Genomic DNA, 26332 nt, shown 5'->3' with positions numbered 1-26332 from the left:
CCTACTTCACTTCCGTATATGACCAGATTTCTCCACTTTTGTATCTAAATAAAAACGATTTGTTTCCGTTATACCTCCCCATAAAGGGATATGTCCGTCTGCTGCTAAGCCGTGCAACTGCAAAGCAGTAAGCTTCTTCGGATTATTTGTAATCAATGTGACAGGCTTCGCACGAAGAGCTGTTAATACAGTAACCGCATCTTCATAAGAACGCGTATCATCTTGGAAACCTAGTGCAAGATTTGCTTCTACAGTATCTAATCCTTCTTCCTGCAATAAATAAGCAAGCGATTTAGAAAATAGACCGATGCCACGTCCTTCATGATCAGCTAAATAGAAAATCGCTCCACACCCATGTTCGACAATCATTTTCATAGATTCATGTAATTGATAGCCGCAGTCGCAGCGTTGGCTACCGAATATATCGCCAGTATGGCAAATGCTATGCATACGAATTAAAGCATCTTCTTCATTGGCGAAATCACCGTAAACTAGTACGGATGATTGCTGAGAAAAAGCTAAATTTGCCGTTGCTAGCCCATCCATAATTTCTTCTTTCGTTAAATCGCTACCAACCTTTAACCAGTTATACCATTGAAAAGTTGCTGAAAAATCACCTTGCTTAATAGGTAACTTTACTGGACCTACTAGACAAATATTTTCTGTTTCAGATTGCTTAACAATTGTCATTTTGTCCTTCACTATATCCACTACTTTAGTAGTAATTGTCATATTTATCGCCAACTTTCTATTCTAAACATTTAGTTGTATTTTCCAAATTAATGCTTCTACATACATAACTTACTTAACGTAACTTAGTTTATAATAATAACTAAAAACTGTCAAACAACAGCTCTTTTTTATTAAAATATCATATCTCAATAAAAAGCTGTTAAATGATGCTTAAATCATATACTAATAGCTTATGGAGGTGCTATTTTTTCTGTGCAGGCTAGTCTATAATAAGCGAAGGTAGGTTTGTTATGACGAAAGGAAGTTTAAGCATGAACTTAGAAAAAAATGTGCAAGTAAGGCAGCCCAAATACCAGCAAATTGCGGTGGATCTTGCCTCAAAAATTGTAGAAAAAAAATATCAAATTGGTGATAAAATTTATGCAAGATCTTCGTTAGCTAGCCAATACAATGTTTCAGCTGAGACAGCGAGAAGAGCAATAGCCGTTTTGCAAGATTTAGAAATTGTCGAGGCTTCTAAAGGTAGTGGAGTTATCATTAAATCGTATGAAATGGCTGCACGCTTTGTCCGACAATTCCATGATGTCCAATCCGTTCATGAGCTACAAAATGAACTTTTATTAAGTATTCAAAAGCAACAACATGAATTGTTACATTTACAAGAAAAAACGAAACAACTTATTAGTCGTACGGAACATTTCCGCTCGGTCAATCCCTTTATCCCATATCAAATTGAAATGACAGCTGAAAGCCCATGTATTCATCAAACTTTGCAAGCATTAAATTTTTGGCAAAATACATCTAGTACAATTGTTGGTATTCGTCGTGGAAACGAATTATTACTTTCACCAGGCCCATATGCTTCATTTGAAGAAGGAGATATTATTTATTTTATCGGCAATGACGAAAGTTTAGGCCGTGTTCAAAGTTTTTTATATCCAAATTAAAATCCGCATAAGCGCTGATATAACAGCGTTTATGCGGATTTTTTCTAATTTCTCAATTTGACAAAAGTAACAACCTTTTGTTAGTGTTAAGTTGTTACTTGTTTATTTTTGGTATCATTATCCTCACATAGTGTAATAAAAACGAAATAATTGTCATATGGAATTTCTTCATCCATTTGATGTTTCTTTTTAAGAGTAACTAGATTCAGCAACACTATATGAGAGACATCTCACGCTTTTACAAGTGGGATTAGAGCACGAAAGGAGTGGTTCTATGGAAAAAATAAAAGTAGAACATGTTTCTAAAGTATTTGGTAAACATATTCCCCAAGCTTTAGAACTCGTCAAACAACAAAAAAGTAAGACAGATATTTTAAAAGAAACAGGTGCAACAGTTGGTGTATACGATGCCAGCTTTACTGTAAATGAAGGGGAAATTTTCGTCATCATGGGCTTATCAGGTAGTGGTAAATCGACGCTGATTAGACTATTAAATCGACTTATCGAACCTACAAGTGGCAATATTTATATTGATGGAGAAAACATTTCTAAAATGGGGAAAGAAAGCTTACGAACCGCCCGACGAAGTAAAATGAGTATGGTTTTTCAAAACTTCGGTTTATTCCCTCACCGTACACTTCTACAAAATACCGAATACGGCCTTGAAATTAGAGGTATCTCAAAAGAAGAGCGCAAAGCAAAAGCGGAACAAGCTCTTGCAAATGCAGGCTTACTTGCCTATAAAGATCAATATCCAAACCAACTTTCAGGCGGGATGCAACAACGTGTAGGCTTAGCACGTGCACTCGCAAACGACCCAGAGATTTTATTAATGGATGAAGCCTTTTCCGCTCTCGATCCTTTGATTCGTAAAGAAATGCAAGATGAATTGCTAGATTTACAACGAACATTGAAAAAAACGATTTTATTTATTACGCATGATTTAAATGAGGCACTTCGTATTGGTGATCGCATTGCCATTATGAAAGATGGTTCCATTATTCAAATTGGGACTGGGGAAGAAATTTTAACGAACCCAGCTAATGATTACGTAAAAACATTCGTTGAAGATGTCGATCGCTCTAGAGTTTTAACAGCTGAAAACGTGATGGTTCGACCTGTCTATGTCAATGTCGACCTTGACGGACCAACAGTAGCGCTAAAAAGAATGCGCCAAGAAGCTGTCAGTTTACTAATAGCTGTTGACAAAAACCGACATTTAAAAGGGTATATTACCGCTGATGACGCACTAGCGGCTGCTAAAAAACAGGAACAAACGGTACACTCAATCGTTCAATCCGAGATGTTAACCGTTCCACCAGATATGCTTTTACAAGATATTTTAGGTTTAATTCATAATTCCCCTACTCCTATTGCAGTTGTTAAAGATGAACGCTTGCTTGGTGTTCTCATCCGAGGTGTTGTTATCGAAGCACTTTCAACATTCACTGAGGAGGAAGTAACACATGAATAAATTTTTAGACAATATTCCAACCTTACCACTTGCCCCGTGGGTAGAGTCAGCTATGGACTGGTTGACGAGTAATTTTTCAGCATTCTTTGATGTGATTCAAAAATACGGAAAACTACTCATGAACCAGGTCACTGATTTATTAATTAGCATACCGGCTATTATTCTCATTTTGCTTATCGTTATATTAGCGTTTTTCGCTGTAGGCAAAAAATTGGGGCTTGCTAGCTTTACACTAATAGGCCTGTTATTTATCTATAACCAAGGCTTATGGGATCATCTCATGGAAACCACAACGCTTGTTTTATTCTCTAGTGTAATTTCTATCATCATAGGCATACCACTTGGTATTTTAATGTCCAAGTCAAACATTGCCGAAAATATTATTAAACCAATTCTTGATTTCATGCAAACGATGCCTGGCTTCGTTTACTTAATTCCAGCAGTTGCCTTTTTCGGCATCGGCATTGTACCAGGTGTATTTGCTTCCGTTATCTTTGCATTACCCCCTACTGTTCGTATGACAAACCTAGGAATTCGACAAGTACCAAAAGAATTAGTGGAAGCAGCTGATTCATACGGCAGTACTGCAGGACAAAAATTATTTAAAGTAGAAATTCCGCTTGCTAAATCAACAATTATGGCTGGCATTAACCAAACCGTTATGCTATCACTTTCAATGGTTGTTATCGCTTCTATGATTGGGGCACCAGGTCTTGGTCGTGAAGTATTAACAGCATTGCAACGTACACAAGTAGGTAATGGTTTCGTTGCAGGTTTAGGACTCGTGATTTTCGCGATTATTATCGATCGCTTAACTCAAAGCTTTAATAGAAAGAAAGTGCTTTAATTGAGCATTTAAGGATATACATGAACGCACTTCGACGTTTTGTGTATTACTAGAATGCTAAATAACCAGAGAAGAAAGGAAGATTTGATGAAACTGAAAACATTATCTAAATTAGGGATGGCTTTAGGGCTTGGCTTTATGCTAGCTGCATGTAGTGAGAGCGATTCGTCTAAAAGTGAGGACTCGAAAGATGTAAATTTAACCTACGTTGAGTGGGATACAGAAATCGCTTCGACGAACGTTGTCGGCCAAGTTTTAGAGGACTTAGGATATGATGTTACATTAACACCGCTTGATAACGCTATTATGTGGGAAGCTGTTTCTAAAGGAGAAGCAGATGGCATGGTCGCTGCTTGGCTTCCACATACACATGCAACACAATATGAAAAATATAAAAAAGATTTAGATGAGCTAGGTGAAAACCTTGCTGGTGCGAAAATTGGCTTAGTTGTACCGAGCTATATGGATGTCAATTCAATTGAAGATTTAACAAATGAAGCAGACCATACAATTACAGGAATCGAGCCTGGTGCTGGCATTACAGCGGCAACTGAAAAAGCACAAGAAGAATATGATAACCTTTCAGATTGGAATCTATTAACTTCATCTTCAGGTGCTATGACGACTGCTCTTTCAAAAGCAATTAAAAATAAAGAAGACATTATCGTTACTGGCTGGTCTCCACACTGGAAATTTGCTAAATATGATTTAAAATATTTAGAGGATCCAAAAGGTGTTTATGGCGGAGAAGAAACGATTAATACATTTGTTCGTAAAGGCTTAAAAGAAGATCAACCAGATGTATATTCTGTATTAGATAATTTCCACTGGACATCAGAAGATTTAGAAGCAGTTATGTTAGATATTTTAAATGGTGATGATCCTAAAGATGCAGCAAAAGAATGGATTAAAAATAATCCAGATAAAGTTGCTGAATGGACGAAAGATGTAAAAGAACAAAAATAAACAAAATTGTTTGTGTGCCTGACACTTAGTATGTGCACCTAGCAAAATATAAGTTTACTATGTAGTAAAAATCCACTTCGCTTTCAGCGGACACGATACAAGCTGCAACAAGCGCTAGCGCGGTTTGTTGCGACTTGCGGTACGTGCAATCCCGCTGGAGGCTTCGTGGATTTTTACTTTGTTATACATAAAATAATTTACAGAATTGTTTGTGTGCCTGACACCTAAGATAATAATTTCAAACAAATGGCGGCACCTAAAACGAGGGCAATACAAACGATTCGTCGCCAGTCTTTAGACTCGTTGAAAAACAGCATACCTAACAACGCTCCACCTGCTGCCCCTATTCCTGTCCAAATGGCATAGGCCGTCCCCATTGGCAATGTTTCCATTGCGAAGGCAAGCCCTAAAAAACTAACCGTAAATGCTACAATCATTAAAGCTAAATTTTTTATGGATTTTTCATCATTGTATTTACTAATCATAAAAACACCCATCATTTCACAAACTCCTGCAATTACTAATGCTACCCATGCCATTATGCTTTCACCTCTTTATCCTTCGGTTCACCTGTTACAAGCTTCAAACCAACAACACCTGCAAGCAACACGACAATACATAAGATTTTAGCGAGCTTCCATGGTTCTCCGAACAGCAGGCTATCTGCGCAAACCGTACCAGCTGTTCCCAGTCCTACAAATACTGCATAGACCGTCCCAACAGGTAAATGCTCACCAGCTTTAATTAATAAATAGAAACTAATAAAGATGGCAATTGCTGTTCCAAGCCATTCTAATATGCTTGTTGCATGCTTTAAGCCGATTACCCAGCCTACCTCAAAAAAAGCGGCAACTAAGACACTAATCCATTGTTTGTTCATTTGTATTCCTCCATTTCATTTTAGATATGAGACACAAAATAGCTTCAAAGTTCTTTCCTAGTTTGCAGCAAAATCTAGGGCAGTAGCATTGAAGGCAAATAAAAAAAGCCTAAGAAACACTGTTTTTCAACAGTATCTCCCAGGCTTTTATCCTTCCGTGTCACAAAAATGCATTTTGTGGTTTTCTCTCGGACCAGACTAGCTATCGCTACGGAACCCTAGAAAACTATCATATCTAATTGTCATTTTAGTATAGCAAATAATTTAAAAACTTTCTACTGGAACATAGCCCACCTTTTCAACTAATGCCTGCCCCTCTGGTGACACAATCCAATCAATAAAATGCTTAACATTAGGATTGTCTGTCCCCGTCGTCACTGCATAAAATTCCGATGTAAGTGGATATGTACCATTTCGAATATTTTCCTTTGTTGGTGCAATACCATCAATGGACAGTAATTGAATTTCCTTATTGCCGACCATTTCAGTTGAATAGTACCTAAATGTAAAACCAATTGCATTTTTATAATTACGATATTGAGAAACCTCATGGATAATGCCGCCCATTCCAGATGCTACATCTTCTGCTGGCGCCTCCATTAGTGCAGTATCACCCATCATTTTTTCTAGTGTCGTTTGACTACCGCTATCAGCAGGTCGTTGGAATGCACGAATCGAGTCATTAGCTCCTCCAACCTCTCGCCAGTTTGTTATTTCTCCAGCGTAAATTTGTTTAATTTGTTCTAGCGATAAATTTTCAACATTATTTTTATGGTGGACAAAAAAGACAAATGCTTCACGCCCAATCGGTGTCATTTCAAATGTCAGCCCATTGATCTCCGCTATCTTAATTTGTGACTCAGAAGGAGCCGCAGCAAAAATTACATCAACATCTCCTGAAATTAAATTTTGATAAGCCTCTGGCGTTCGACTTACTTTAACCTCACTATCATAGTACGGGTATTCCTTTTTAGGATATGTCGCTTCTACAAAAGCTGCATATAATGGATACATTGCCGTTGCGCCATCTAAGCGCGGTAATGGGTCCTTCAATTGTAATGAAGCTTTTGTATCGTTCTTCACAACTTTATTGTGGTCTACGAATGGTTCGTAGGCATACGCATCGATTTCAGCATCGACAGTAGCCATACTCATTTTATAATGATACTGAATGGGTGCAATAGAAGCGATTAAAACAGCAACCCCAATAATTGTCGAAACCACTACTTTGCGCTTCTTTGTCTTAAACCAATCTAACAATAGAAACGTATAGAGTAAAAAGAAGCTTATCGATAGCACGAAGAGTAGAGTTAAATAATGAATAGCACCATTTAATAATAAAGTAAAAGCAATTATTCCAGTAAAAAATAACACGCCGATGAACACGAATATTAATTGCAAAACTATCATTGCCTTGTCCTCCTCTCATATAAAAGTGTAAAATTACACTATTTATATTTACCTTATAAGATTTTAGAGAAAAAGGCAACAAAATATTGGAAAATTAAGTGAATGCAACAGCAAAATGCACACGCATGGCTTATACATCATGTACAGAAAAAAGGAGCTAATAAAAGCTCCTCGATTCGAAACTGTTGCTTATCCAGTGTAAACCCCTTCACATGTATCTGGTGCTGGTTCATAGAAACAATGATTTTTAAATTGACCAGTGAACGGTTGGCCATACCATGTTGGAGGGCACGGTGCATATGGATTAAAGTACCAGAGGGCAAATTTCGCTGGGTGCTCTCTCCAATAGTCCAAGTTCTGTTTCGCCAATCTTTTCTCGGTTTCCCTTGCTCGTTGATAAAACATATTCCCTTTTTGCACCGCTTCAAAAGAATAATTTCCGCCCTGTACTTGAAAAATTACATCGTCAATCGATCTTAAATCTTTAAAATCTAAACAATTTGATACAAGCCGATTAACAATGACATTTCCAACATACAACATACCTTGTTTACCTTCACCTTCGGCTTCTGCTCTCATCATCCTCGCCATCAAAGCGACATCTGCATCACGGTATTTTGCTCTTGGCAATTTAATCACCCCACGATTATTGTATGACAGGAAGACGAAAATAGTGTCACGGTGAAAAATGAACAATGCTTATTAGCTTATCATTGGACATTGTGACTATTTTTAAAATAAACGTTATATTTGCTCGCATTTGTAAAACCTAATTTACTACCTAAGCGAATGGAAGCACTATTATCAACATCACAATCCCAGCGCGGTTGAATTTGGTTTGCAAGGCAATAATCTATAAACTGTTCAGCCACAATGCTTGCTAAGCCTTTTCCTCTATAATTCAAGTCGGTAACGATATCAATTTCTGCATATCGTGTAGACTTAAATATCGAAACACATTCACTAATTACCTTTCCTTTATCCTTCACACAAAATCCAATGCCATTTTCAATGAAATTATCTATAGAATCCCAATATTCATTGTAGTATTTTTTATCAAACTCCAAACAATGTTGCATATCAAATTGCTCTATTTTTGCTACATCATACTCGCAAGTATCGCTTCTTCTCTTTTTATATTTCATTGCATCAAAAGAAAAAGCATATCTTTGAATTTTCCCTACATTCTTATGAAGGCATTTTTCAATTGCCTGATCCCAACAAGAATTTGCAGAAAATAATGTAAAGCGTTTCGCTTGATTTACAGATGCCTCAAAAAATTTAACAAGGTTCTGTATTAATAGCTCATCTATTGTCTGCCCTGCAATATAGTACAATCCAGAATCTGTTTGAATAAGCAATGATTTATAATCGGTAGAATCAGCATAAACAGTACCTTTAATAGTAAAATCCAAGACACTAAATACAAACGTTGGTGCGTCTTCAAGTTTGTTCTTTATTAAACGATAATGCTCTTTTGGTGCTACAATCATTTTCCTATAACTCCTCTATCTATATGTCAAATTGAATTCATAAACGTACATTTTGAAATGTTGTCTGCTAATATAATGTTAAAAAGAATAATAAAATCGATAATGTAAAGCAAATGCTCCAAAGAGAACCAAGTATTTTTTGATTTTTTATATTTTTATTTAGTTTAAGTTTTTCTAATAACTGAACTAAATTCATAAACCATAAAAAAGAAAATAATAACGGTAATAACATAAAAAATGTATAATCCATTGCCTCCTCCTTTATCCTTTAATTAATAGTTTTCTTTTTTCTTCTATTCCTTAGGAAAAATAAAATAAGCACAATGCACCCTACAATTCCGATAATGTCATATATACCTAAATCAATAACGAAGAAATAGCTATCATGTATCTGATATTGCTCATTCCCTAAATGCATTCAACCACTCCTAAATTTAAACATTCCCTTACCCTCATCGTTGGAGCAAAGCAACCTTAGTTAAACAATCTTTAATTCACAATACCTTGGGCTGCAACGAATAACATGAATAACGCAGTGCCTAAAAAGAAAATTCCCCACCATAAATTTTTTGTTCTTTTATATTCTCGTAGCCCTATTATTAGGAACATAACTCCCATCAAAACAAATAAAAGCGGGAATAATTGATAACTTTCCGTAACATTGACGTAAATACTAATTCCCAAAACGAGGAGTCCAAACATTAAGTGCAATAACAATAAAATATCAAACTTTTTTTCTTTCATTTTTTATACCTCCTGCAAAAGCCATTCCAATTTTCTTTTTAATATTGGAACAATTTGATATCCGTCAGTTGGCAGACGAGTGTAGGGTTTATACAGTTTTAGATACTTAATCAAAACAAACATAGAAAGATGGAAGTTATTAATCCCATTTATAAAATTATGAATAGCAACGGGGCAAGACCTAGCGCCACAGTACTGATAGGCATACCTATTAAAAAAGAATGAATGAAATCATGCACTGGCCCCGTAATGAAAATTGCACATAGCATTATTTTAAAAATTTTTTCAAAATCGCTAAATTCTTTTCAAAAAACAAAGCATTTTTTTCCATACCACGACGTTTACACCATCCGATACTATTGAAGGCATCTGTAAATTGATAAAAAGGTAATACAACTTCTAAATCAATTAATGGTCTAACACTGTTATAGCCCTGTTGATAAGCATGGTACAATGCCGAATCAAAGCGTAGAAAATCACGATACAATTTTGTAAAATCCATTTCTGTTGAACCAAATCGTACGGACTCAAAATCGATGGTGCCTGTCACTGTATGACCATCAACAATGATATTTGCTGGACGAAAATCCATATGTATAAAGCTAGGTCCATCAGGAGAAGGGAGCTGTTGCTTCAATCTTTCAAAATTTTCAATGGCATGTATGTATAAACGTTCATCTAAAACATCTTTTACATCCTCGGCAAAACTATAAAATTGCCGTTGGACAAAACTAGACCAATTAGGAAATTCATTTTGAATACCAGAAAGCTCTTGTGTTGGCGGTTCAATGGAATGCATTGATGCTTGAAGAACTCCTACTTGATACGCTACGGATGGTGAAGCATCCGAAAGTAATGGCTTTCCTTTTAATTCGGATAATACAAATGCACCTGTACATACCTCATCACCTGACCAATAATCCAACATTTCTGGAATCGCTACTTTTCCTTTTAAAATTTCATAAGCTCCTAATTCACGCTGGCACTTTAATTTTGAATAAGGAATCTTCAAAAAAACATTTTCCCCATTAAATAATGTGCATTTATAAACCGTAGAACTATAGGAATCTGCCACCTCATTAACTGATTCTATGGGCAATCTAAATTGTTCAAGAACTCGATTTAACATATATGGCCTCCCTTTTATTAAGGACGTTAGTTTGACTAACTCGAACAACAGCTAAAAGTACGTATGGAAACATTTAACTTTATTCTATTATCTATTAACACATGCTTTATATGCAAATGCATTTGTATACCGAGCAGATGAGCTTAACGTTCCTGATTGATAAGTAAAAACTGCTACCCGAAATGGCTATATCCGAAAGTAATATAAATAAAATCGAAGGTTCAGTGGAAAATTCGATAACAAAGGGGAAAGAGATAGAGAAAAGAACGACAAAATAAATGAAATCATCGTTGTTATTGCTAATATCTCAGTACAAACTAATTTATTGGCGTTAAATGTAGCAGTTGAGGCTGCAAGAGCAGATGAAAATGGAAAAGATTTTGTTGTAGTAGCTGACGAGGGAAAAATGCTTGCAGAAGAGGTGAAATTTATTGTCAATGACATGACAAACATCGTCAACTCTGAACAACAAGCATCTGCCGAAGTCGCCTCATCACTAGGTAAAACAATTTAAAATGGTTCCTCTCAAATAAAAGAAACAGCCGTTAATTTAATAGCCGACCTTTCTTTTTTGTTTATTAAGGGATATCGGCGATTCTTGCTGATTTATCGGCGGTTTTTTTTATTTTAGCGGCGATTCATACGATTCTATTGGCGATTGCTCGTATCTTATCGGCGATTCTTCATTTTTTTATTGACCCCAAGGCTGTTCGCCATATCTTTTAAGTGCTACAACTTCACCCTCATTATTTTTCAAGCGATTATAGACATACTTAATTTTGTATTCGTTGTATTTATCTAATTCGAGTTTATCGTAATACTTCTTCGATAATAGCAACTCGCGATTATCAATGAACAAATAGTGTTCGCCATTTCTTTCTATAATACTTTGCTCATTAAGTTTATAGGTGCTTTCAATTTGTACATCATTAATAGTGTAAAAACCCGCTACAATCAGTCCTCCAAAGATGACTAAGAAAAAGATTGCAAAGATTTTCCTTCTACTCATGTGCCTTCACCCCCATTAACTTCTGTAGTTACTATTTATACGATTCACTTATCACAAAGTTTCAAAAAATAACCAAATATGCATAAATACTGATGAAACTTTAGAGATAACATACCCCTCAAGAAAGCTCTTAATCGCAGTACACACAGTCAATAATCCATCTCAAACGACTTACAGCGTTCGCTTTGTCTCTCCGTCAATTAAATTAACATGCACATTAAAAGATGTTCCACTTTCAATATGTTTAGGAATTCCTGATAAATCGAGTAGTTCCTTTATATAAATTGATTTTTCTTGATTTGCTTCGATTGTTATACTATATGGACCAACTACATTCATAAGTGATTCCATTCGCATACCATCTTCCATGAAATAGGAGTCTAAAAATTCTAATTCAAATGTCACCGCTTCGTTGCTTCGATTATGTAATATCAAGTTACATTCACCATTTATTAAGTCTTCACTTACATTTTCAAAATTACACTGGCCCTCCCCATCGTATGAAATGGCCATAATGCCACTCGCTAATGTTTCTTGGTAAGTCATAATGAGGAAATTTGGTAAAAATGTATAGACAATGACGACTAGTACGATAGTCCAAAAATGATATTTCTTCATGCCTATCACCAGTAATATAATAGCAATTAGAAACATTGCAGAACCGATTATTCCAAGCACTATGTATCCATCTTGATTGCTAATAGGAAACGACATGAATGTAGAATAAGCATCTAACATGTCATTGTTAGGAAACGGGAAATATAAATACATGCATATACCTAAAATAACAATTGAACAAATAAGTACGATTTTATTTCTTATCATCTAATCCCTTCTCTATTTACGTCTTTTAAGCATTTAACTGTTCAGATAATGATTGCAAATCCATTTCTATTGTTACAGGTCTTGTTAACTCCGATTGCCCAAAGGATTTCCGTATTACACATAACCTTTAAATAAATTCATATCCAACCATAAACATACAGTATGCAATTCCCTTTATTTTACCATAGAGCACATTTTATGATTAAAGAAAAGAGCTCTACTCTGGATCAGAGTAAAGCCCTAATTTTTAATCTTCGTTATCGTTACATTTAAAGGAAACGTAATCTGCACAGATGATAAAGTCAATTAATTCCATATCGCTATTTTGAAGTAAAACGTGAAATTCGTATTTGTCATTTTCTTTATATATTTCGTTATACAGCCACCAAGAATCTTCCAACAAACCCTCTTGTTTTATAATCTTATAATTTTCAAAAGTGACTTCCTCTATATTTGTAAAACCCCCTGAATTATCTAGGTATAATGTTAAGGACATGTCATGCTGCACTGATTTTGTAACCGTACAATCATGAAATCCAAAGTGTTCAACTATGTCTTTTTCAAATGAAAGAGAAGCTTCTTTAAAATATTTTCTATACGTGGCACCTGTTGCGGTAACAGACCGTTCATTTTGCTCACAAAATTTCGTTAAAGCGTTTATAACTTTACGCGTTGCTTTATATAAAGCAAAAACTCGTATATCTGCTATCTGTTTCAGTATCATTTCTGGTAAATCGTTTTGTAAACGATGTTGATTATAAATGAAACCATCATGAAATTGTTTAATGGCCAAATTTCTATTAAAAGGTTCATATTCGTTATGATCATCATTTGTTGCCAATATAGAAGAAATTTCTTCTTGTAATTCAAGCCAGTTATTTAATTCGTAATTGAAAAGTTGCTGAAAATATTCTTCAGAGAATGTTTCCGCTTGCTTTTCTTCCTCCAAATTCAAATGAAAGCTTGTTTTTTGACACAGCTCGTACCATTCTTTTGTAAAATATTTCATTGAAACTCGCCTCTCTCAAATGGAATAGGGGTAGATTTTTTATCGACGATTTACAATGTTCCGATGTACTTATAATACTTTCTTACATGTTATCATTATAAATTTTATAGGCGGTTTATTTTCCGCATGCTTCGTTGGCTCGTCCAATTCTGATAACTCTACGAGCCCATATTGTTCAAATTCTTGTTGTATAGAGTTAGCATCATAAAAGAACATTTTAACGCCTTCCATTACCTCGTAATAGTCTTTAGCTAATTGTTTCCCCTTGCCATACATAGGTGCTTTTTGAGAAACTGTTGTAAAAATCATATATCCATTTGGCTTTAGCTGATTATAGCAATCTTGTATAAACTTCGCACGCTCTTGAGGATTCAATAAATGAATTAGCGCATAGCAAAATATCCCATCATATTGTTTATGATTAAAAGGCATATCAGTTACAGAACCATGAAAAATAGTAAAATCTATTCCATTTTGTCTCGCCAAATCAATCGCTGTTTGTGAAATTTCGATTCCTGTTACATCGATCCCATTGTCAGTAAAAACCTTTGCATTTCTACCGTATCCAACACCTGGTATTAGTATCTCCTTAACATTTCTTTCAAGGAAAAAATCCTTTACGATGATTGCTGAGTCAGTCGGTTCAAATCCCCACATCGTTTGCTTTTCTATAAAACTTAATTCCCAAAATTCTGTCATCTTGCATCTCCTAGCTAGTTTCATTTGTAAGATTAAGTTTCCCTCAGCTATCCTGTTAATTCAACTAATTAGCTTTACAGTATTCATATGTATTCAATAGGATAGATTCTTCTTTTTATTATTGATTAGATAAACAGTCCACCAAACAAGTAAATAAAAGAATCCTGTTAGGACATAAATAGTCCAAGTAGAGCCTTGTTGTAAATGTGTAATAAAATGTTCGAACTCATCCACGCCTTTTTCTCTCCCCATGCTATTGATAATACTAATTATCGGTATGGTCATTGTAAGAATTATTGTAATAGTAGATCTAATGATTAATTTCTTTTTTACTATACTAACTATTGCAGTTCCCAATGTTGCTAGTATAAAAGTGTAATAAATAATCCAAACCCAATTAGGAAGGGTTTCCCAATACATGTTGCCACCTCAGCGATTAGTTAAATTTAAGTCTGAATTTAAATAGCTTTGTAACGTATTTAAACGGTAGTTGAATTCTAGCCCAGAGGACAAAAAATACTGCACTTATCGTAAACAGTCCAATCGGGAATACATAAAACCAATCGGGAAAATAGCGATGGACAATATAATAATTTCCTGCTTTAAATCCTTCAATGACATAAAATGATGTAGTTAGCAAATTCGCTTTATTATCCGCATCGAAAGGAAACACATGTTTCGCTTCTTTAAAATCTAAATTTAAATATTGAACATTATCAATGTCGTCTCTTTTGTCGTAAATTGCAATGCTTTCTGACGTATGAAATTGTTCATTCATCGCTTGAAGCGTATGCTCGATATTTATAATATCCTTGTCGCTAAGGTTTTTTCCATTAAACTCATTGATAAAGTGATTACGAGCATCTCTATAGTTCGATTTAGCATAGTCTGCCAAATTCAAGCTTATGAATGCCAAAACTAAAAACAAAATAAACCCATAAAATAAACGTTTTGTTTTCTTATTTATACTAATATATTTCATTTTCATCCCTCCGCTTTTACTATTCAAATAATGAAACCTGTAAATCGATTCTATAACAATGTACAAGCATGGCATGTAGTTGTCCTCTATGATGGTAAAGGTGTGCAACAATTTCTATCAACCATTCATAGCGTGAATAAGTAACACCCCAATAAGAAGTCACTTCCTCTAGCAGTTCTTCCTCAGTAAACCTCTCATATTTTTCTTCTAAAATTTTATAATTTTTTATCAACCCGTCTTTTAATTCATCCAGACTGTTATAGGAGACATTCGTATAATATTCATCCATCTTGGCTTTGGAAGATCCGTCTGAAATAAGAGAATCCGCTTCACAAATCAAAGCAATATGTGTTAATAACTCACCAATAGAATGCTTATTCTCTGTAGGTCTTTTTTGCAAGTCTTGTACTGCTAACCTATCTATCATTTGAACAATTGTCGTGACAGCGACTTTGATTTGATGTAATGTGCTCTTACAATAAATATTCATCTAAACTCCCTTAACTCTATAAATCATTGTCATGGACGTTCCTATTAATTCATAATCCTCAAAACCTAATTTTTTATAAATATGTACCGCCTGTCTATTTTCAAGGTCTACACTTAAAGAAATGGATTTATAACCGTCATTCATTGCTTGCTGAATGATTGCCTTCATCAGCAAAGTTCCTATTCCTTTTCCCCTAACTTCTGGAGTCAATGCTATTCCTAATTCAGGCGTATGATTATCTACATAGCCATATCCTTTATTACTCTCGTTAAACAAGCGATACCAAACAGCGCCTACAGGTTGGTGATTCGTATTTACTGCAATGAATGCCGTATCTCCATTTCGCCCCCAGCCTTCATGATATTTTTTAATATGACTTGAGTTGATTAAATCCTCTTTTTTAGGTTTGTTCTCAAGAATATGGATAGATTCATAAAGCATATCCGTCAAAAAATCCAATTCACTTTTTTCAACATTTTTAATTGTAATCATGCCAATCCCCCTGATACTTTTTATTTTCTTTTATGTACAATTGCTTTTTCCCTCAGCAACTAAAATACACTACGTAAAAATCGAAATATTATAAATAATCCCTTACCTATATTTAGTATAATAAATAAAGAATAAAATTTTAAGTGAAACAGGAGGAATTTTTTATGTCATTATCCAAAACAAATGTTTGCATTTGGAAGCCATTTTCAACTTCACCACCACCGTTTACTCCTGCTGCTCAGGTAGCACTGAATAGGCTTATATACAAAACAGATTAAGAATCTGCGAGATATAAGCTGTTTCGCAGATTCGAAGGAGTAAACAATGCAATCTAAAATTCAGTTTATTTTATCCATGATTATTTTCGGTACAATCGGTTTAGTTGTACGAAATATTGATCTTTCTTCGAGCGAAAGAGCTTTACTAAGCAGTCTTATAGGATGTTTATTTTTAACCGTACTTTTCTTTATGATGAAGAAAAAAATATCATGGCAATTAATGAAATCCAATGCATCCATTTTGTTATTTTCCAGTATTGCATTAGGGGGAAATTGGGTTTTTCTTTACCAATCCTATGACCATACGACCATTGCCAACGCAACACTTGGCTACTATTTTGCACCAGTGTTTGTGATGATTCTTTCTCCAATTATACTGAAAGAACAATTGTCACTGAAAAAAGTAGTTTGTATTTTGGTCGCAATTATGGGGTTAGTTTTAATTGTAGGGGAAGGTGTGAGTGCATCTAAAACGGATGATCTCCTCGGACTTTTTTATGGATTAGTTGCCGCTGCTTTTTACGCTGCTTTATTGCTATTAAATAAATTTATTAAAGGGATGGAGAAACTGGAGCTGACAATTATTCAGCTCGGTACAACTGCAATTTTTCTTATGCCCTATGTTCTCTTAACTTCTGGCTTTGGCATGTTTAACGTATCGAGAGCATCCATTCCTTTTATTTTTATTTTAGGGATTTTTAATACGGGGATTGGATTTTGGTTATTCTTTTCTGGTATGGAGAAACTTAAAGGGCAAAGTATTGCGATGTTAAGCTATGTTGATCCATTTGTAGCTATCCTGATTTCGGCTTTAGTACTGCAGGAGCAAATGACAATGCTTCAAATGCTCGGTGGTGCATTACTATTAGCCTCAACCTTCATGAGCGAAATTAAATCACTTACATTTTTGAAACAATAAATATCGCCCTATACAGTGGGAAGTATTGATTTCCCACTGTATTTTTATTTTCACGCGTTTCTATTGATTAAAAATTACCAAAGTAAATCATTTAAAAATGTCAGAATATCTTCGTTCACGTCGTTTTGGTCTGTGCCTAATGTCATTAAATGCTTAGCGTTCGGATACCCTTTCATCGTTTTATACGGTGTCGCAACGTTTTGAAAAATTACCTCTGCACTGTCTTTATATAACGAATCATCTAATACACCATATAAAATACTAATTGGTGAGGTAATAAGTGCTAATTGTTCCATCGTTCTTTGAATGAGGTGTTGGAATTCAACTAATGAGTTGATAGGCATCTGTTGTAGACGTGTTATTTCTAAATTTATTGCGTCTTCATTTTTTCCTTCGAGCTGTTTATAACCTTTTGCATAATGAAAAACACGCTGTTGAAGAAAAGTTGCTTCTCTATGTATGGGTACAGACATTGTCACAACACCAGTTACCGATAACTCTTGAGCTACTTTTAATGCAAATACACCACCAAGCGAAAGACCAACTACAGCTATTTTTTCATAGCCCTCATTCTTCAAAAATTGATAACCATCTAGTACATCTTGCCACCAATCAGTCGGTCTAAAAGTGAGCAGTTTTTCTGCTGTTAAACCATGTCCTTTGTACAATGGTGCGTAGCAAGTATAATTGTGCTTCTGCAAAAACTTCCCTAACTTTTTCATATCAATCGTATTACTTGTAAAAGAGTGTAATAGTAAAACAGCCTTGTCTCCACCTTTATAGAAAAAAGGCTTAGGGGGTATTATTTTCATCACGTTTTTATACCTCGCTAACATATGCTTTTTCTTCAATTCCATTTCGGAACGTCCAATTTCTTTTAAGGATAATTTTCATGCTTATTTACCAAGTCTATCAGCAATTCCAATTTCATTTCAACCTGCTAAAGGAGATTGAGCAGGCGAGCAATTTAAAACTTTGATATAATTTATGCGTACTATTGGAAATTTCAAATGTTAGAAAGAAGGAATAATAATGTCAGTAAGAAACAACGATAATTTGGTTAAATACCCCAAATTATTAGTTGCTGCTATCGTGTTGGGAGTCGTTTTAAACCCATTAAATACAACTATGATTACGGTAGCTTTGCCAGCCATCCAACATGAATTTCAACTTACAGCACATGATATTTCTTTATTAATATCTTCCTACTTTATTGTAAGTGCCATCTTTTTACCTCTTGCCGGAAAATTTAGTGATCATTATGGTAGGAAAAAAATCTTTCTATCAGGATTAATCCTAGTTTCTATTTCTTCCTTATTAGCACCATTATCCCCTAATCTCATGTTTCTAATAGGAATGAGAACCATCCAAGCCATTGGAACCTCAGCTCTTTTTCCCGCTGGAATAGGGATTGTCCGTTCATATATTGATAAAAATCAAAATAGAGTAATCGCAACTTTAGCTGTATTTTCCACTACTTCAGCTGCACTCGGTCCAACAATTAGTGGATTATTAATTCAGTATGCTGGTTGGTCGGTTATTTTTTATGTTAATTTCCCTATTATCATAACTTCAGCAATATTCGCTTTAGTTTGTATACCAAAAGATAGTAGTATGGCCAGTCAACCTTTCAAATGGGATTTACTTGGCATAATCTTATTTGGCACATTACTGTCATGCTGGATGATGTTTTTCCAATCATTAGAAAATGGTTTCAATGTAGGAATGTTAGTCTTATCGATTTTAACTTCACTTTTGTTTTACTACTACGAAAAAAAGAAAAAAGAACCATTTTTAAATGTGGTGTTTTTAGCAAAAAACCCAAAAATATCATTAGTATATATTCAGTTTATACTAGTAACACTGGTCTTTTTCTCTTTAATTTTATCTATGCCTACTTACTTACAAAATGTGATTATGCTTGACTCCAAATCAGCAGGAATCATGTTGCTCTCTATTTCATTGTTTGCTATGCTGATGACACCTATTGCAACGCGCTGGATTGAGAAAGTAGGATTTAGAATTCCATTAATGTTTGGAGCAATTGTAGGAATTTTAGGTGTTGGATTATTGTTTGCCTTTAATCACACTTCAGATTTACTATGGGTGTTCACCGTGTTATCAATTATAGGGATAAGTAATGGTGCATTATCAATTGGTACACAAAATTCCCTCTATTCGATTGTTTCAAAAGAACAAAGTGGCATTTCTTCAGGTTTACTACAGACCTCCAGATTTATAGGAAATATTCTTGCATCTAGTTTATATGGTGTTATGTTTGCTTCTGGGGTAAATGATGCAAATAAAAATGCTATTTCCTTCGTTTTACTAATTGTTTCTTGTTTGATAATACCCGCTATTCTTTTTATTACAAAGCGAGATAAAGGTTAATCCGATAAATGAATATGTAGAGTAAAAATTTTAAAATAGATCCATCAATACTACTAACTCTAAGCTTCTCTAAATAAAAAACCAATCTCCTGTCTCAGGAAATTGGTCAGTGTATTTCTATTTTTACATTTCTAAATCTGTAAATGCGTATGGTAGTAATTCCTTTAAAGTCAATTCTAAAATATCTTTATTTTCGTTTGTTAAATATACAGGCATGTCAGGTAAACAAAACTCTGCTAAAACTTGTCTGCAAATGCTGCAGGGCGGAAGAAAATCAACCGTATCACCTGCTACAGCAATAGCCTTGAAATCACCTTTTTGATAACCATTTGCTACTGCCGTAAAAATAGCGGTTCTCTCTGCACAGTTAGTTGCACCTAGAGAAACATTTTCTACATTTACTCCATTAATTACAGTATCATCTTTTAGCAATAGTGCTACTCCAACTGGGAATTTGGAATAAGGTACGTAAGCTTTTGCCTTCATCTTGCGCGCACTTTCCATTAATACTTCTTTATTCATAATATCCATCCTTTTTTCTAAGAATGAACTTTTTAAAGTTCCCTTTACGTCAACATATAGTTGACAGGACTATTAATACTATATGTGAAATAGGTATCTGTCAATATAGTAGATGTAACAAAAAATACTTTTAAAATAAACAAATGTTTAAGTAACCTTAAAAGTAAAAATGCCTCGATCAGATAGACAACGAGGCATTTTCTGTGTCAAAATTAATTACTTTTTAGGCTGTAAATCCTCTATGGAGTCTATATCCATATATTCAGGTACTACAAATCCATTTTTTGTCCCTTTTAAGTTCTCACCTAAATCATCTAAGTCATCCTTATATTTTTCATAAAATGAGCTATGTGTTGTTGGTAACCAAGCAGCTACTGTTGCATCAGCTACCCCTGTAGCGATTGCTTGAAACATAATGGCAGGATCTACGGGTGTAATTGTGACAGTGTATCCTAGTTCTTCAAATACTGCCTGTAGTACACTACTTGAAGCTCTTTCTGAATCCCATGGCGTAGAAGCTAATTCAATTTCTGTTCCATCTACTTTTTTCGCATCTTTTGTCCAATCTTTTACCTTGTCTTGGTTTTCTTCTATCCATTTGTCTGCTGCTTCTTCAAATGAACTCGTTTGTGCTTCAAACATTACAGCTTCCATATCTTCTGGTTCCCAATAGAAATTGTCGAGGATTTTATACGCATCAGGTAAATCTTTTTCCAAGTCTTTACGTGCAAGTGTATTAATGTTTTCCTCTCCACCTAATGTCCCTTGAGGATCTTCTAAAAATTTCAAATCATAAGATGAAAACATCCAATGTGGTGTCCATCCAGTAATAATAATTGGATCTTCATTGCGAATAGCCTGTTCTAAAGAACCTAACATCCCAGGTGTTGAACTTTGTTCAAGTTCCCATCCTTTTAAGTTATCATATTTCTCTAAAGTTTTTTCCGCAAGATCAGTCAACCCAGCTCCTGGTTCAATTCCAATAATCTTATAATCTACTTGCTCCCCTATGTTTGGCGCATTGCCTGTTGAATTGCCCTCGTCTTTTTTACTATCTCCATCACCACACCCCGTTAAAAGTAGCATAGTGGCTAATCCTAAAGTGAGTCCTACCGATTTCAATTTCATCTTTTTTCTTCCCCCTAGTTTGAAAACTTAGAGTTTCAGTATCTTCCTAAGAAACCCTTTATTTTAATTTTTTTACTCAGCTACCAAAAGTAACAACTTGATTTTAACAACAGGTTGTTACTTTTGTCAAACGACTCCCTTTCTAGAGATACCCCTCTTTGCGTATTCACTAACATCTTTTCTCAATAAAAAAATAGCCCTTTCTTCAGTTCTCACTATTATCCTTAAAAAATAAAAATCGCATTTTTAAGGCTAATTTTTCTTACTATATTTCCATAATTTATTTAATAAATGAAGTGAATGTATTAAAATTAAGGTAAAAGTTGGTTTGAAGAAAAGTGAGGAGCGGAAGATTTGAATAAAAATTTATTAGCAAATATATTTTTATTTATGGGAATCATTTTGTTGTTATTAAAATTATTCATTGTAATGGGGTATTTAAAAGAAGTTCGCGGAAACTACGGTACGTATATGGATGTATATTTGTTTTTCTTTTTCATTGGGGTCGTCTTGAAGTCATCGAGAAAGGGGAAAGGGAGCAACGCTTAAGGAAATGCCCCGATACAATATATCAAGGCATTTCCATAGCTAAGGAGCCTATCGGTAAAACATTTATTATCTACAGCCATGTCATCCCCCTCCATTAAAATGGACCACCTTCAAAACCAATAGGCCAACCATCTTCTTTGAATTTTACTTTATACTGATATTCTTTCGGATGCTCACTATAAAAAGCTATACTAAAACCTGTGAAAATTCGATCATCAAAATTAATGATCTTGCCAAATGTTATGGTGGATAAATAGAAATCATCCACTTCTTGAGCAGGAAAGAAATTTTTTAAATACATGAAAGCACTGCTAACATGTTGATGAAGTTGATCGATTATTCGTTCCGCCAAGTCAATAAATTTTGCACAAGGCTTATCATTATCTCCTTGTACAAATATTTCAACATCTTCCCATTGAGCTATAGCCAAACTGCAAAACCATTGTTTTGGAAGGAAATTTTCTTCTTCATCTTCTAAATAGGTATTAGAAAGGTTCAATCGTTTTGCATCATTGTTAGTTAATGGTTTAGAAAGAATAAGATTCATATGCAAAAAATCTTTCACATCTTTTATTTCGAAATAATCCACTTTTTCACCTCATAGTTCTTATTTAAAATAGTTGACCATTTTATCTCGTGAATACTCATCGAGCCAATCGCTGTATTTTTCATATATGGGTAATATCGTTTCCTTATTTGTTGCAATGACTTCGCAGCCTCTATCATCATAAATAAAAAAGATAACATTTTTAGTGATGTTTATAAAAAACACATCTGGATAGCTCGCAGCCGATCGAAATTTTGGTTTTAGCGGGAAATCTTCGTTACACGCTGCTTTAATAAGTAATGGATATTTAATGTCTTGTTTATAGCACTTTAAGGAGAATCTGGAAATAAAATAATTATCCGCTTCCTCATCATCAAATACATTGGGCAATGTTTCTTGCCTCAAACTGAGTTTTACATCTTTATTTTTTATATAGTGATGATAAACATTCATTTTCTTAGATTCGAAAGACTTGTGCTGATAAACATTCGTAACAAGAAACAGCTCATCTGAATCAGAGAAAAGTTCATTGAAAATAGCCATCGCCTGACTATATACGTAGTCGAACATCTCAAGATGGAGACGACCATCGTCTTTAAATTGATACATCCCTGCTCCTAGTTCAAAGTGCATACCTATATGCCATTGATGATAAAGACTAGGCACCAATGTTAGTCCTGGAAATGTATTCGTTAAATAATAATCTAAATCTATCATTGTTCACTCCACTCTTTATATCTTTTAGCCCTTCGTCAGGACAATAAGAAAGGACCAATAATTGGTCCTTTCTTGTCGCAAATATTTACAACTTGTTACACTGTAATATGTTTAACTACAGCCATTTCCTTACCGAACCGATGACCTTCATCGATAAAGCCTAGACTCGCGTATAGCTTATGTGCTCCCACATTTTCAGGATGATAACCGACAACAATGTTTTTGAAGTTCGGTAATGTAGCCATCTTCGAAATCATTAACTTAGTTGCAGCTTTACCTATACCTTTGCCTTGGAAGTCCTTATCCACCATAATTCTATATATCCAATAACCATCCAGTTCTTCTTGAACAGAATTGTACATTAAAAAACCGACCACTTTTTCTTCAAAGTAAATAGCATACGGCTTTAAAGTAGGCTCAAACTTTGATTGAGCTATTGATATGGCATTGGGTTCAATGTATTTTTGTTGCTCCATAGAAATCTCTAACGTACAACATTCGTACCAGTTTTCAGCATTTAATTCTACAATTTTTACATTTTCATTCATCATTATTTTCCCCTTTCAAAATACGGGGAAACGCCAGTTAATGAGTCGTTATCCCCTTGTTGCCATTAAGAATATAAAATCTTGTATTTGTCATAATGAACGCCTCCTCTAACAACGATTACCTAAAATAGTATGCGTGCATTTTTAGGCTTTTTAATTATACCATTTTTTTCATAAAAAAACTTTTTGTAGTGAACCTATATTATTAATTCCAAAAAGAAATCTATTCTTCTTCTTCATATTTTTCAAAAACTAAATCATTTGCTTTAATCTGACCATATGACCCGCTACTTTTAGGAATAGCGGCAACAAATCTCCAGCCTTCTTTACTATACTTATCGATTAATTCTCTATGACTCTCCATTGTTAATAAACTAGCAACCTTGGCTTCTACATACTTATATTTATACATTTTTATACACCTCATCTTTTATGTAATTATAAACATGAACAATGTGAACCATAGTTTAATTATTTAGCTCAATACATAAAGAAAGAGCACAATTGTGTATTCGAGAATTGCGCCCATTTATTTTTTTACAATTGGTATATAAATATCAAAATGCGGATGATTCGGGACATGGTCAACTGGGTAGTGTTCGTGTTTAATCGGCATGTTTAGATCATAGTAAACTACTCCAGCTTCTTTGTATGCGGTATAGTCACTATTGAATAACCATTGATGTAAATCCGTATAGGTTTTTTGAACATCTTCCCCTTTGCAATGTGTCGTCTTCACATACGTCCATTCAGGAACTCGTAGTTCAATCATGCCATCAGGAATTTCCTGCTCTTCACTCACTTGATACACCGAGTAATGTACGAACCCATTCTCAATCACATGATAAGATAAACCTAATAGAACATGAGGGTTGATCTTATTCCCTACCTCATCAGCACAGTCTTTAACTTGTTGAATGACGTTTTTTAAATTCGGCACAATTTCAGAAAATGTCCCTTCCCATTTTAATCCTACTGTCCGATAGGCTGGTAATGTTACAATTTCATAACTCAATTTATTTTCTCCCATTTAATTGTTTGGCATTAATAAAAAACGTTGATCCAATTAAAAATAAGCCTAAACAAATGAACATCGATATCCCTGAATATTTATCATCAAATATTGTTGTGCTTACCAAAATAACTAGCATCATTAGTGCAAGCGTTACATATAAGCCTTTCATATATTTCATAAGTAATACCTCCTCATAGTTTTAAAGAGTACACCTATTGTTCATGATTTTTTCTAGTTTGAATAAAGATAATAAATCCGACAATTAAAACCGCAAATGCTCCCAAACCTCTATAGATATAGTAGATGTTACTTTTTTGGTAAGTATACTCGCCTTCTCTAATTGCTTTTATATAAAGACCATTTCCTATGTGGATTGCAATTGCAGTGTCTGTATCTATCCCATCAATTGAATAATATTTCGTCCCTTTTGGATAGACATTTGAAAAGTTGCCTTCATATTGTTCCATATCTGAATACTTCGTGACTTCTCCAATTTCCTTATTAATCTTTTCTACATATTCATCACTAATGACATAAATATAATCGTCCCAAACAACGAAAGGATATGCCCAACTTGTTGCCATTACATGACATGGAAATAATGAAAAAACGACAATTGCAGTAAATAAGAAAAGTCTTGTATACCTCAAGTATGACACTCCCTCAATATATTTACTGATTAGACGATTAAAGTCCAATATAGTTACAAATATTCACATAAATACAATTAAGAGTTATATATCGTAGGTTAAATAACGCAATTATTATAGATATTTTCTCCACTCTTGCCATGCTTCCAAGTAGGCATCTAAGTCGTGCGGATGTACTTTAAAGCAGACGCCAATCCGTGTGTGTAACTGAAAAAGCACTTCATCTATAAGCCGTTCCTTTGAAAAAGAAGAATCGCTGTTCCACAACGCAAACGATGACAATAATGTCTTCATATTTAAGCTATCTGGCGAAGAGCAAAAGGCATAGGTAAAATCATAAATTTTTGGTCCAATTAACGGTGACGGATCAATCACACCGTTGATCTTATTATCCAAAAATACAAAATTGTGAACACCTGTATCTCCATGTAAATAATATTTCTCTTCTTGAATATGATAAGCACTTAATTTTTTTACCAATATCTCTACTCTTTTATGGTCATCGAATGGTAGTATGTCTTCTAAGTTCTTTTGAGCAAATGCTAGACTACTCTCATTAAATTCTGACCAACCATTTCTATGAAGTCCATTGACCCGTCCCCATGGAGTGTCCTGATCCACCCGCTGGTATTGATTGAATAACTCTTTTATGATAATTTCCAGCCATTCCAACTTGGACCCTCTACTAAAATGCGTCTCTCCAGAAATATAAGAGTAGACAATAAATTCTTTGTTTACGTCTGTATAAAGTACATCAGGCAATAACTTTACATCACGATAAGCGGATAGAAAATCGTTAGTGGCAGTAATACTAGCTGGGTTATCAATTTTTATTACAAAGGTTGGCGTATTGTTCATGCAGAGAGTATATAATACGCCACTTGTCGTTCCACTTTTTAACGTTTCTAATGTTAGACGATTGTTACTTATCAAACCTTTATTTATTAGTATTTCAATGACTTCATTTATTTTCTCCATC

At 34.5% G+C, this 26332-nt stretch carries 35 protein-coding genes, 1 pseudogene and 1 riboswitch; of the genes and pseudogenes, 8 read left to right on the top strand and 28 right to left on the bottom strand.

Annotated elements, in window-relative coordinates:
• Nucleotides 1-6: 6 nt before the first annotated feature.
• Entirely contained in the window at nt 7-732 is a 726-nt protein-coding gene (locus FH508_RS07110; RefSeq protein ID WP_173478323.1) for a GTP cyclohydrolase II, read from the bottom strand.
• Nucleotides 733-1004: 272 nt separating this feature from the next.
• On the opposite strand from FH508_RS07110, the gene FH508_RS07105 reads away from it, so the two are divergent.
• The 4 genes from FH508_RS07105 (at nt 1005) to FH508_RS07090 (ending at nt 4927) form a co-directional block, all read left to right on the top strand.
• The gene (locus FH508_RS07105) at nt 1005-1640 is read left to right on the top strand and encodes a GntR family transcriptional regulator (RefSeq protein ID WP_173478322.1); all 636 of its coding nucleotides are present in this window, start codon (nt 1005-1007) and stop codon (nt 1638-1640) included.
• A gap of 274 nt (nt 1641-1914) precedes the next feature.
• Nucleotides 1915-3114, top strand: coding sequence for a quaternary amine ABC transporter ATP-binding protein (locus FH508_RS07100; protein ID WP_173478321.1), 1200 nt, complete (start codon nt 1915-1917; stop codon nt 3112-3114).
• Complete coding sequence (locus FH508_RS07095; protein ID WP_217270254.1) at nt 3107-3961, top strand: ABC transporter permease; 855 nt, start codon at nt 3107-3109, stop codon at nt 3959-3961. Before FH508_RS07100 ends, FH508_RS07095 begins: the two co-directional genes overlap by 8 nt.
• A gap of 87 nt (nt 3962-4048) precedes the next feature.
• The gene (locus FH508_RS07090; protein ID WP_217270253.1) at nt 4049-4927 is read left to right on the top strand and encodes a glycine betaine ABC transporter substrate-binding protein; all 879 of its coding nucleotides are present in this window, start codon (nt 4049-4051) and stop codon (nt 4925-4927) included.
• A 224-nt stretch (nt 4928-5151) separates the two neighbouring features.
• Here the strand turns inward: FH508_RS07090 and FH508_RS07085 are convergent, their stop codons facing one another.
• From FH508_RS07085 to FH508_RS07050, 8 genes are all read right to left on the bottom strand, one after another.
• Nucleotides 5152-5466, bottom strand: a complete 315-nt coding sequence (locus FH508_RS07085) for a DMT family transporter (RefSeq protein WP_173478320.1) — start codon at nt 5464-5466, stop codon at nt 5152-5154.
• Complete coding sequence (locus FH508_RS07080; protein ID WP_173478319.1) at nt 5466-5807, bottom strand: DMT family transporter; 342 nt, start codon at nt 5805-5807, stop codon at nt 5466-5468. The genes FH508_RS07085 and FH508_RS07080 overlap by 1 nt, the downstream gene beginning before the upstream one ends.
• 134 nt (nt 5808-5941) lie before the next feature.
• Nucleotides 5942-6040, bottom strand: a riboswitch (guanidine-I (ykkC/yxkD leader).
• Nucleotides 6041-6071: 31 nt separating this feature from the next.
• A complete protein-coding gene (locus tag FH508_RS07075) occupies nt 6072-7217 on the bottom strand; it encodes a PstS family phosphate ABC transporter substrate-binding protein (RefSeq protein ID WP_173478318.1) in 1146 nt (381 codons plus the stop codon).
• 189 nt (nt 7218-7406) lie between these two features.
• On the bottom strand, nt 7407-7847 hold the full coding sequence (locus FH508_RS07070; RefSeq protein ID WP_305068711.1) for a cell wall hydrolase: 441 nt from the start codon (nt 7845-7847) through the stop codon (nt 7407-7409).
• 80 nt (nt 7848-7927) lie between these two features.
• Entirely contained in the window at nt 7928-8710 is a 783-nt protein-coding gene (locus tag FH508_RS07065; RefSeq protein WP_173478317.1) for a GNAT family N-acetyltransferase, read from the bottom strand.
• A gap of 67 nt (nt 8711-8777) precedes the next feature.
• Entirely contained in the window at nt 8778-8960 is a 183-nt protein-coding gene (locus tag FH508_RS07060; protein ID WP_173478316.1) for a hypothetical protein, read from the bottom strand.
• 239 nt (nt 8961-9199) lie between these two features.
• A complete protein-coding gene (locus FH508_RS07055; protein ID WP_173478315.1) occupies nt 9200-9454 on the bottom strand; it encodes a DUF3953 domain-containing protein in 255 nt (84 codons plus the stop codon).
• Nucleotides 9455-9722: 268 nt separating this feature from the next.
• The gene (locus tag FH508_RS07050) at nt 9723-10583 is read right to left on the bottom strand and encodes an aminoglycoside phosphotransferase family protein (RefSeq protein WP_173478314.1); all 861 of its coding nucleotides are present in this window, start codon (nt 10581-10583) and stop codon (nt 9723-9725) included.
• Between the two features lie 271 nt (nt 10584-10854).
• Between FH508_RS07050 and FH508_RS07045 the strand changes: the two are divergent.
• Nucleotides 10855-11097 (top strand): annotated as a pseudogene (locus tag FH508_RS07045) (methyl-accepting chemotaxis protein); the annotation flags it as partial.
• A gap of 177 nt (nt 11098-11274) precedes the next feature.
• On the opposite strand, the gene FH508_RS07040 reads toward FH508_RS07045, so the two are convergent.
• The 8 genes from FH508_RS07040 to FH508_RS07005 form a co-directional block, all read right to left on the bottom strand.
• The gene (locus FH508_RS07040) at nt 11275-11592 is read right to left on the bottom strand and encodes a hypothetical protein (protein ID WP_173478313.1); all 318 of its coding nucleotides are present in this window, start codon (nt 11590-11592) and stop codon (nt 11275-11277) included.
• A 171-nt stretch (nt 11593-11763) separates the two neighbouring features.
• Nucleotides 11764-12417 (bottom strand): hypothetical protein, encoded by a 654-nt coding sequence (locus tag FH508_RS07035; RefSeq protein ID WP_173478312.1) that lies wholly within the window; start codon nt 12415-12417, stop codon nt 11764-11766.
• A 247-nt stretch (nt 12418-12664) separates the two neighbouring features.
• Nucleotides 12665-13426 carry a DUF4085 family protein gene (locus tag FH508_RS07030; RefSeq protein ID WP_173478311.1) on the bottom strand — a complete coding sequence of 254 codons (762 nt, stop codon included), beginning with the start codon at nt 13424-13426 and terminating at the stop codon, nt 12665-12667.
• Nucleotides 13427-13495: 69 nt separating this feature from the next.
• Complete coding sequence (locus tag FH508_RS07025; protein ID WP_173478310.1) at nt 13496-14125, bottom strand: class I SAM-dependent methyltransferase; 630 nt, start codon at nt 14123-14125, stop codon at nt 13496-13498.
• A gap of 93 nt (nt 14126-14218) precedes the next feature.
• A complete protein-coding gene (locus tag FH508_RS24090) occupies nt 14219-14359 on the bottom strand; it encodes a hypothetical protein (protein ID WP_370635706.1) in 141 nt (46 codons plus the stop codon).
• Nucleotides 14360-14561: 202 nt separating this feature from the next.
• Nucleotides 14562-15107 (bottom strand): hypothetical protein, encoded by a 546-nt coding sequence (locus FH508_RS07015; RefSeq protein ID WP_173478308.1) that lies wholly within the window; start codon nt 15105-15107, stop codon nt 14562-14564.
• A 19-nt stretch (nt 15108-15126) separates the two neighbouring features.
• Nucleotides 15127-15597 (bottom strand): DinB family protein, encoded by a 471-nt coding sequence (locus FH508_RS07010; protein WP_173478307.1) that lies wholly within the window; start codon nt 15595-15597, stop codon nt 15127-15129.
• Nucleotides 15598-16089, bottom strand: coding sequence for a GNAT family N-acetyltransferase (locus FH508_RS07005; RefSeq protein WP_173478306.1), 492 nt, complete (start codon nt 16087-16089; stop codon nt 15598-15600).
• Nucleotides 16090-16413: 324 nt separating this feature from the next.
• On the opposite strand from FH508_RS07005, the gene FH508_RS07000 reads away from it, so the two are divergent.
• Complete coding sequence (locus tag FH508_RS07000) at nt 16414-17286, top strand: DMT family transporter (protein WP_173478305.1); 873 nt, start codon at nt 16414-16416, stop codon at nt 17284-17286.
• Between the two features lie 74 nt (nt 17287-17360).
• On the opposite strand, the gene FH508_RS06995 is transcribed toward FH508_RS07000, so the two are convergent.
• On the bottom strand, nt 17361-18098 hold the full coding sequence (locus FH508_RS06995) for an alpha/beta hydrolase (RefSeq protein WP_173478569.1): 738 nt from the start codon (nt 18096-18098) through the stop codon (nt 17361-17363).
• Nucleotides 18099-18318: 220 nt separating this feature from the next.
• Between FH508_RS06995 and FH508_RS06990 the strand changes: the two genes are divergently transcribed.
• The gene (locus FH508_RS06990; RefSeq protein ID WP_173478304.1) at nt 18319-19677 is read left to right on the top strand and encodes an MFS transporter; all 1359 of its coding nucleotides are present in this window, start codon (nt 18319-18321) and stop codon (nt 19675-19677) included.
• Nucleotides 19678-19800: 123 nt separating this feature from the next.
• Here FH508_RS06990 and FH508_RS06985 read toward each other — a convergent pair whose 3' ends face one another.
• Both FH508_RS06985 and FH508_RS06980 read right to left on the bottom strand, forming a co-directional pair.
• Nucleotides 19801-20208, bottom strand: coding sequence for a cytidine deaminase (locus FH508_RS06985; protein WP_370635705.1), 408 nt, complete (start codon nt 20206-20208; stop codon nt 19801-19803).
• A 207-nt stretch (nt 20209-20415) separates the two neighbouring features.
• Entirely contained in the window at nt 20416-21327 is a 912-nt protein-coding gene (locus tag FH508_RS06980) for a glycine betaine ABC transporter substrate-binding protein (protein ID WP_173478302.1), read from the bottom strand.
• 354 nt (nt 21328-21681) lie between these two features.
• Between FH508_RS06980 and FH508_RS06975 the strand changes: the two genes are divergently transcribed.
• Nucleotides 21682-21876 carry a hypothetical protein gene (locus FH508_RS06975; protein ID WP_173478301.1) on the top strand — a complete coding sequence of 65 codons (195 nt, stop codon included), beginning with the start codon at nt 21682-21684 and terminating at the stop codon, nt 21874-21876.
• 94 nt (nt 21877-21970) lie between these two features.
• On the opposite strand, the gene FH508_RS06970 is transcribed toward FH508_RS06975, so the two are convergent.
• From FH508_RS06970 to FH508_RS06935, 8 genes are all read right to left on the bottom strand, one after another.
• Nucleotides 21971-22465 (bottom strand): hypothetical protein, encoded by a 495-nt coding sequence (locus tag FH508_RS06970; RefSeq protein WP_173478300.1) that lies wholly within the window; start codon nt 22463-22465, stop codon nt 21971-21973.
• An 18-nt stretch (nt 22466-22483) separates the two neighbouring features.
• On the bottom strand, nt 22484-23140 hold the full coding sequence (locus FH508_RS06965; protein ID WP_173478299.1) for a DUF3885 domain-containing protein: 657 nt from the start codon (nt 23138-23140) through the stop codon (nt 22484-22486).
• 95 nt (nt 23141-23235) lie between these two features.
• The gene (locus FH508_RS06960) at nt 23236-23691 is read right to left on the bottom strand and encodes a GNAT family N-acetyltransferase (protein ID WP_173478298.1); all 456 of its coding nucleotides are present in this window, start codon (nt 23689-23691) and stop codon (nt 23236-23238) included.
• Between the two features lie 220 nt (nt 23692-23911).
• Nucleotides 23912-24100: a DUF4177 domain-containing protein gene (locus FH508_RS06955; protein ID WP_173478297.1), complete on the bottom strand. Its 189-nt coding sequence runs from the start codon at nt 24098-24100 to the stop codon at nt 23912-23914.
• Between the two features lie 117 nt (nt 24101-24217).
• A complete protein-coding gene (locus FH508_RS06950; RefSeq protein ID WP_173478296.1) occupies nt 24218-24703 on the bottom strand; it encodes a GyrI-like domain-containing protein in 486 nt (161 codons plus the stop codon).
• A 1-nt stretch (nt 24704) separates the two neighbouring features.
• On the bottom strand, nt 24705-24881 hold the full coding sequence (locus FH508_RS06945; protein ID WP_173478295.1) for a hypothetical protein: 177 nt from the start codon (nt 24879-24881) through the stop codon (nt 24705-24707).
• Nucleotides 24882-24915: 34 nt separating this feature from the next.
• Nucleotides 24916-25353, bottom strand: a complete 438-nt coding sequence (locus FH508_RS06940) for a hypothetical protein (RefSeq protein ID WP_228134426.1) — start codon at nt 25351-25353, stop codon at nt 24916-24918.
• Nucleotides 25354-25467: 114 nt separating this feature from the next.
• On the bottom strand, nt 25468-26331 hold the full coding sequence (locus FH508_RS06935) for a protein kinase family protein (RefSeq protein WP_173478294.1): 864 nt from the start codon (nt 26329-26331) through the stop codon (nt 25468-25470).
• Nucleotide 26332 lies beyond the last annotated feature (1 nt).

Source organism: Lysinibacillus sp. CD3-6 (genome assembly GCF_006351725.2).
Taxonomy (GTDB): Bacteria; Bacillota; Bacilli; order Bacillales_A; family Planococcaceae; genus Lysinibacillus.
The sequence above is the reverse complement of the archived record's forward strand: the minus strand, read 5'-3'. Positions and strand labels throughout refer to the sequence as shown.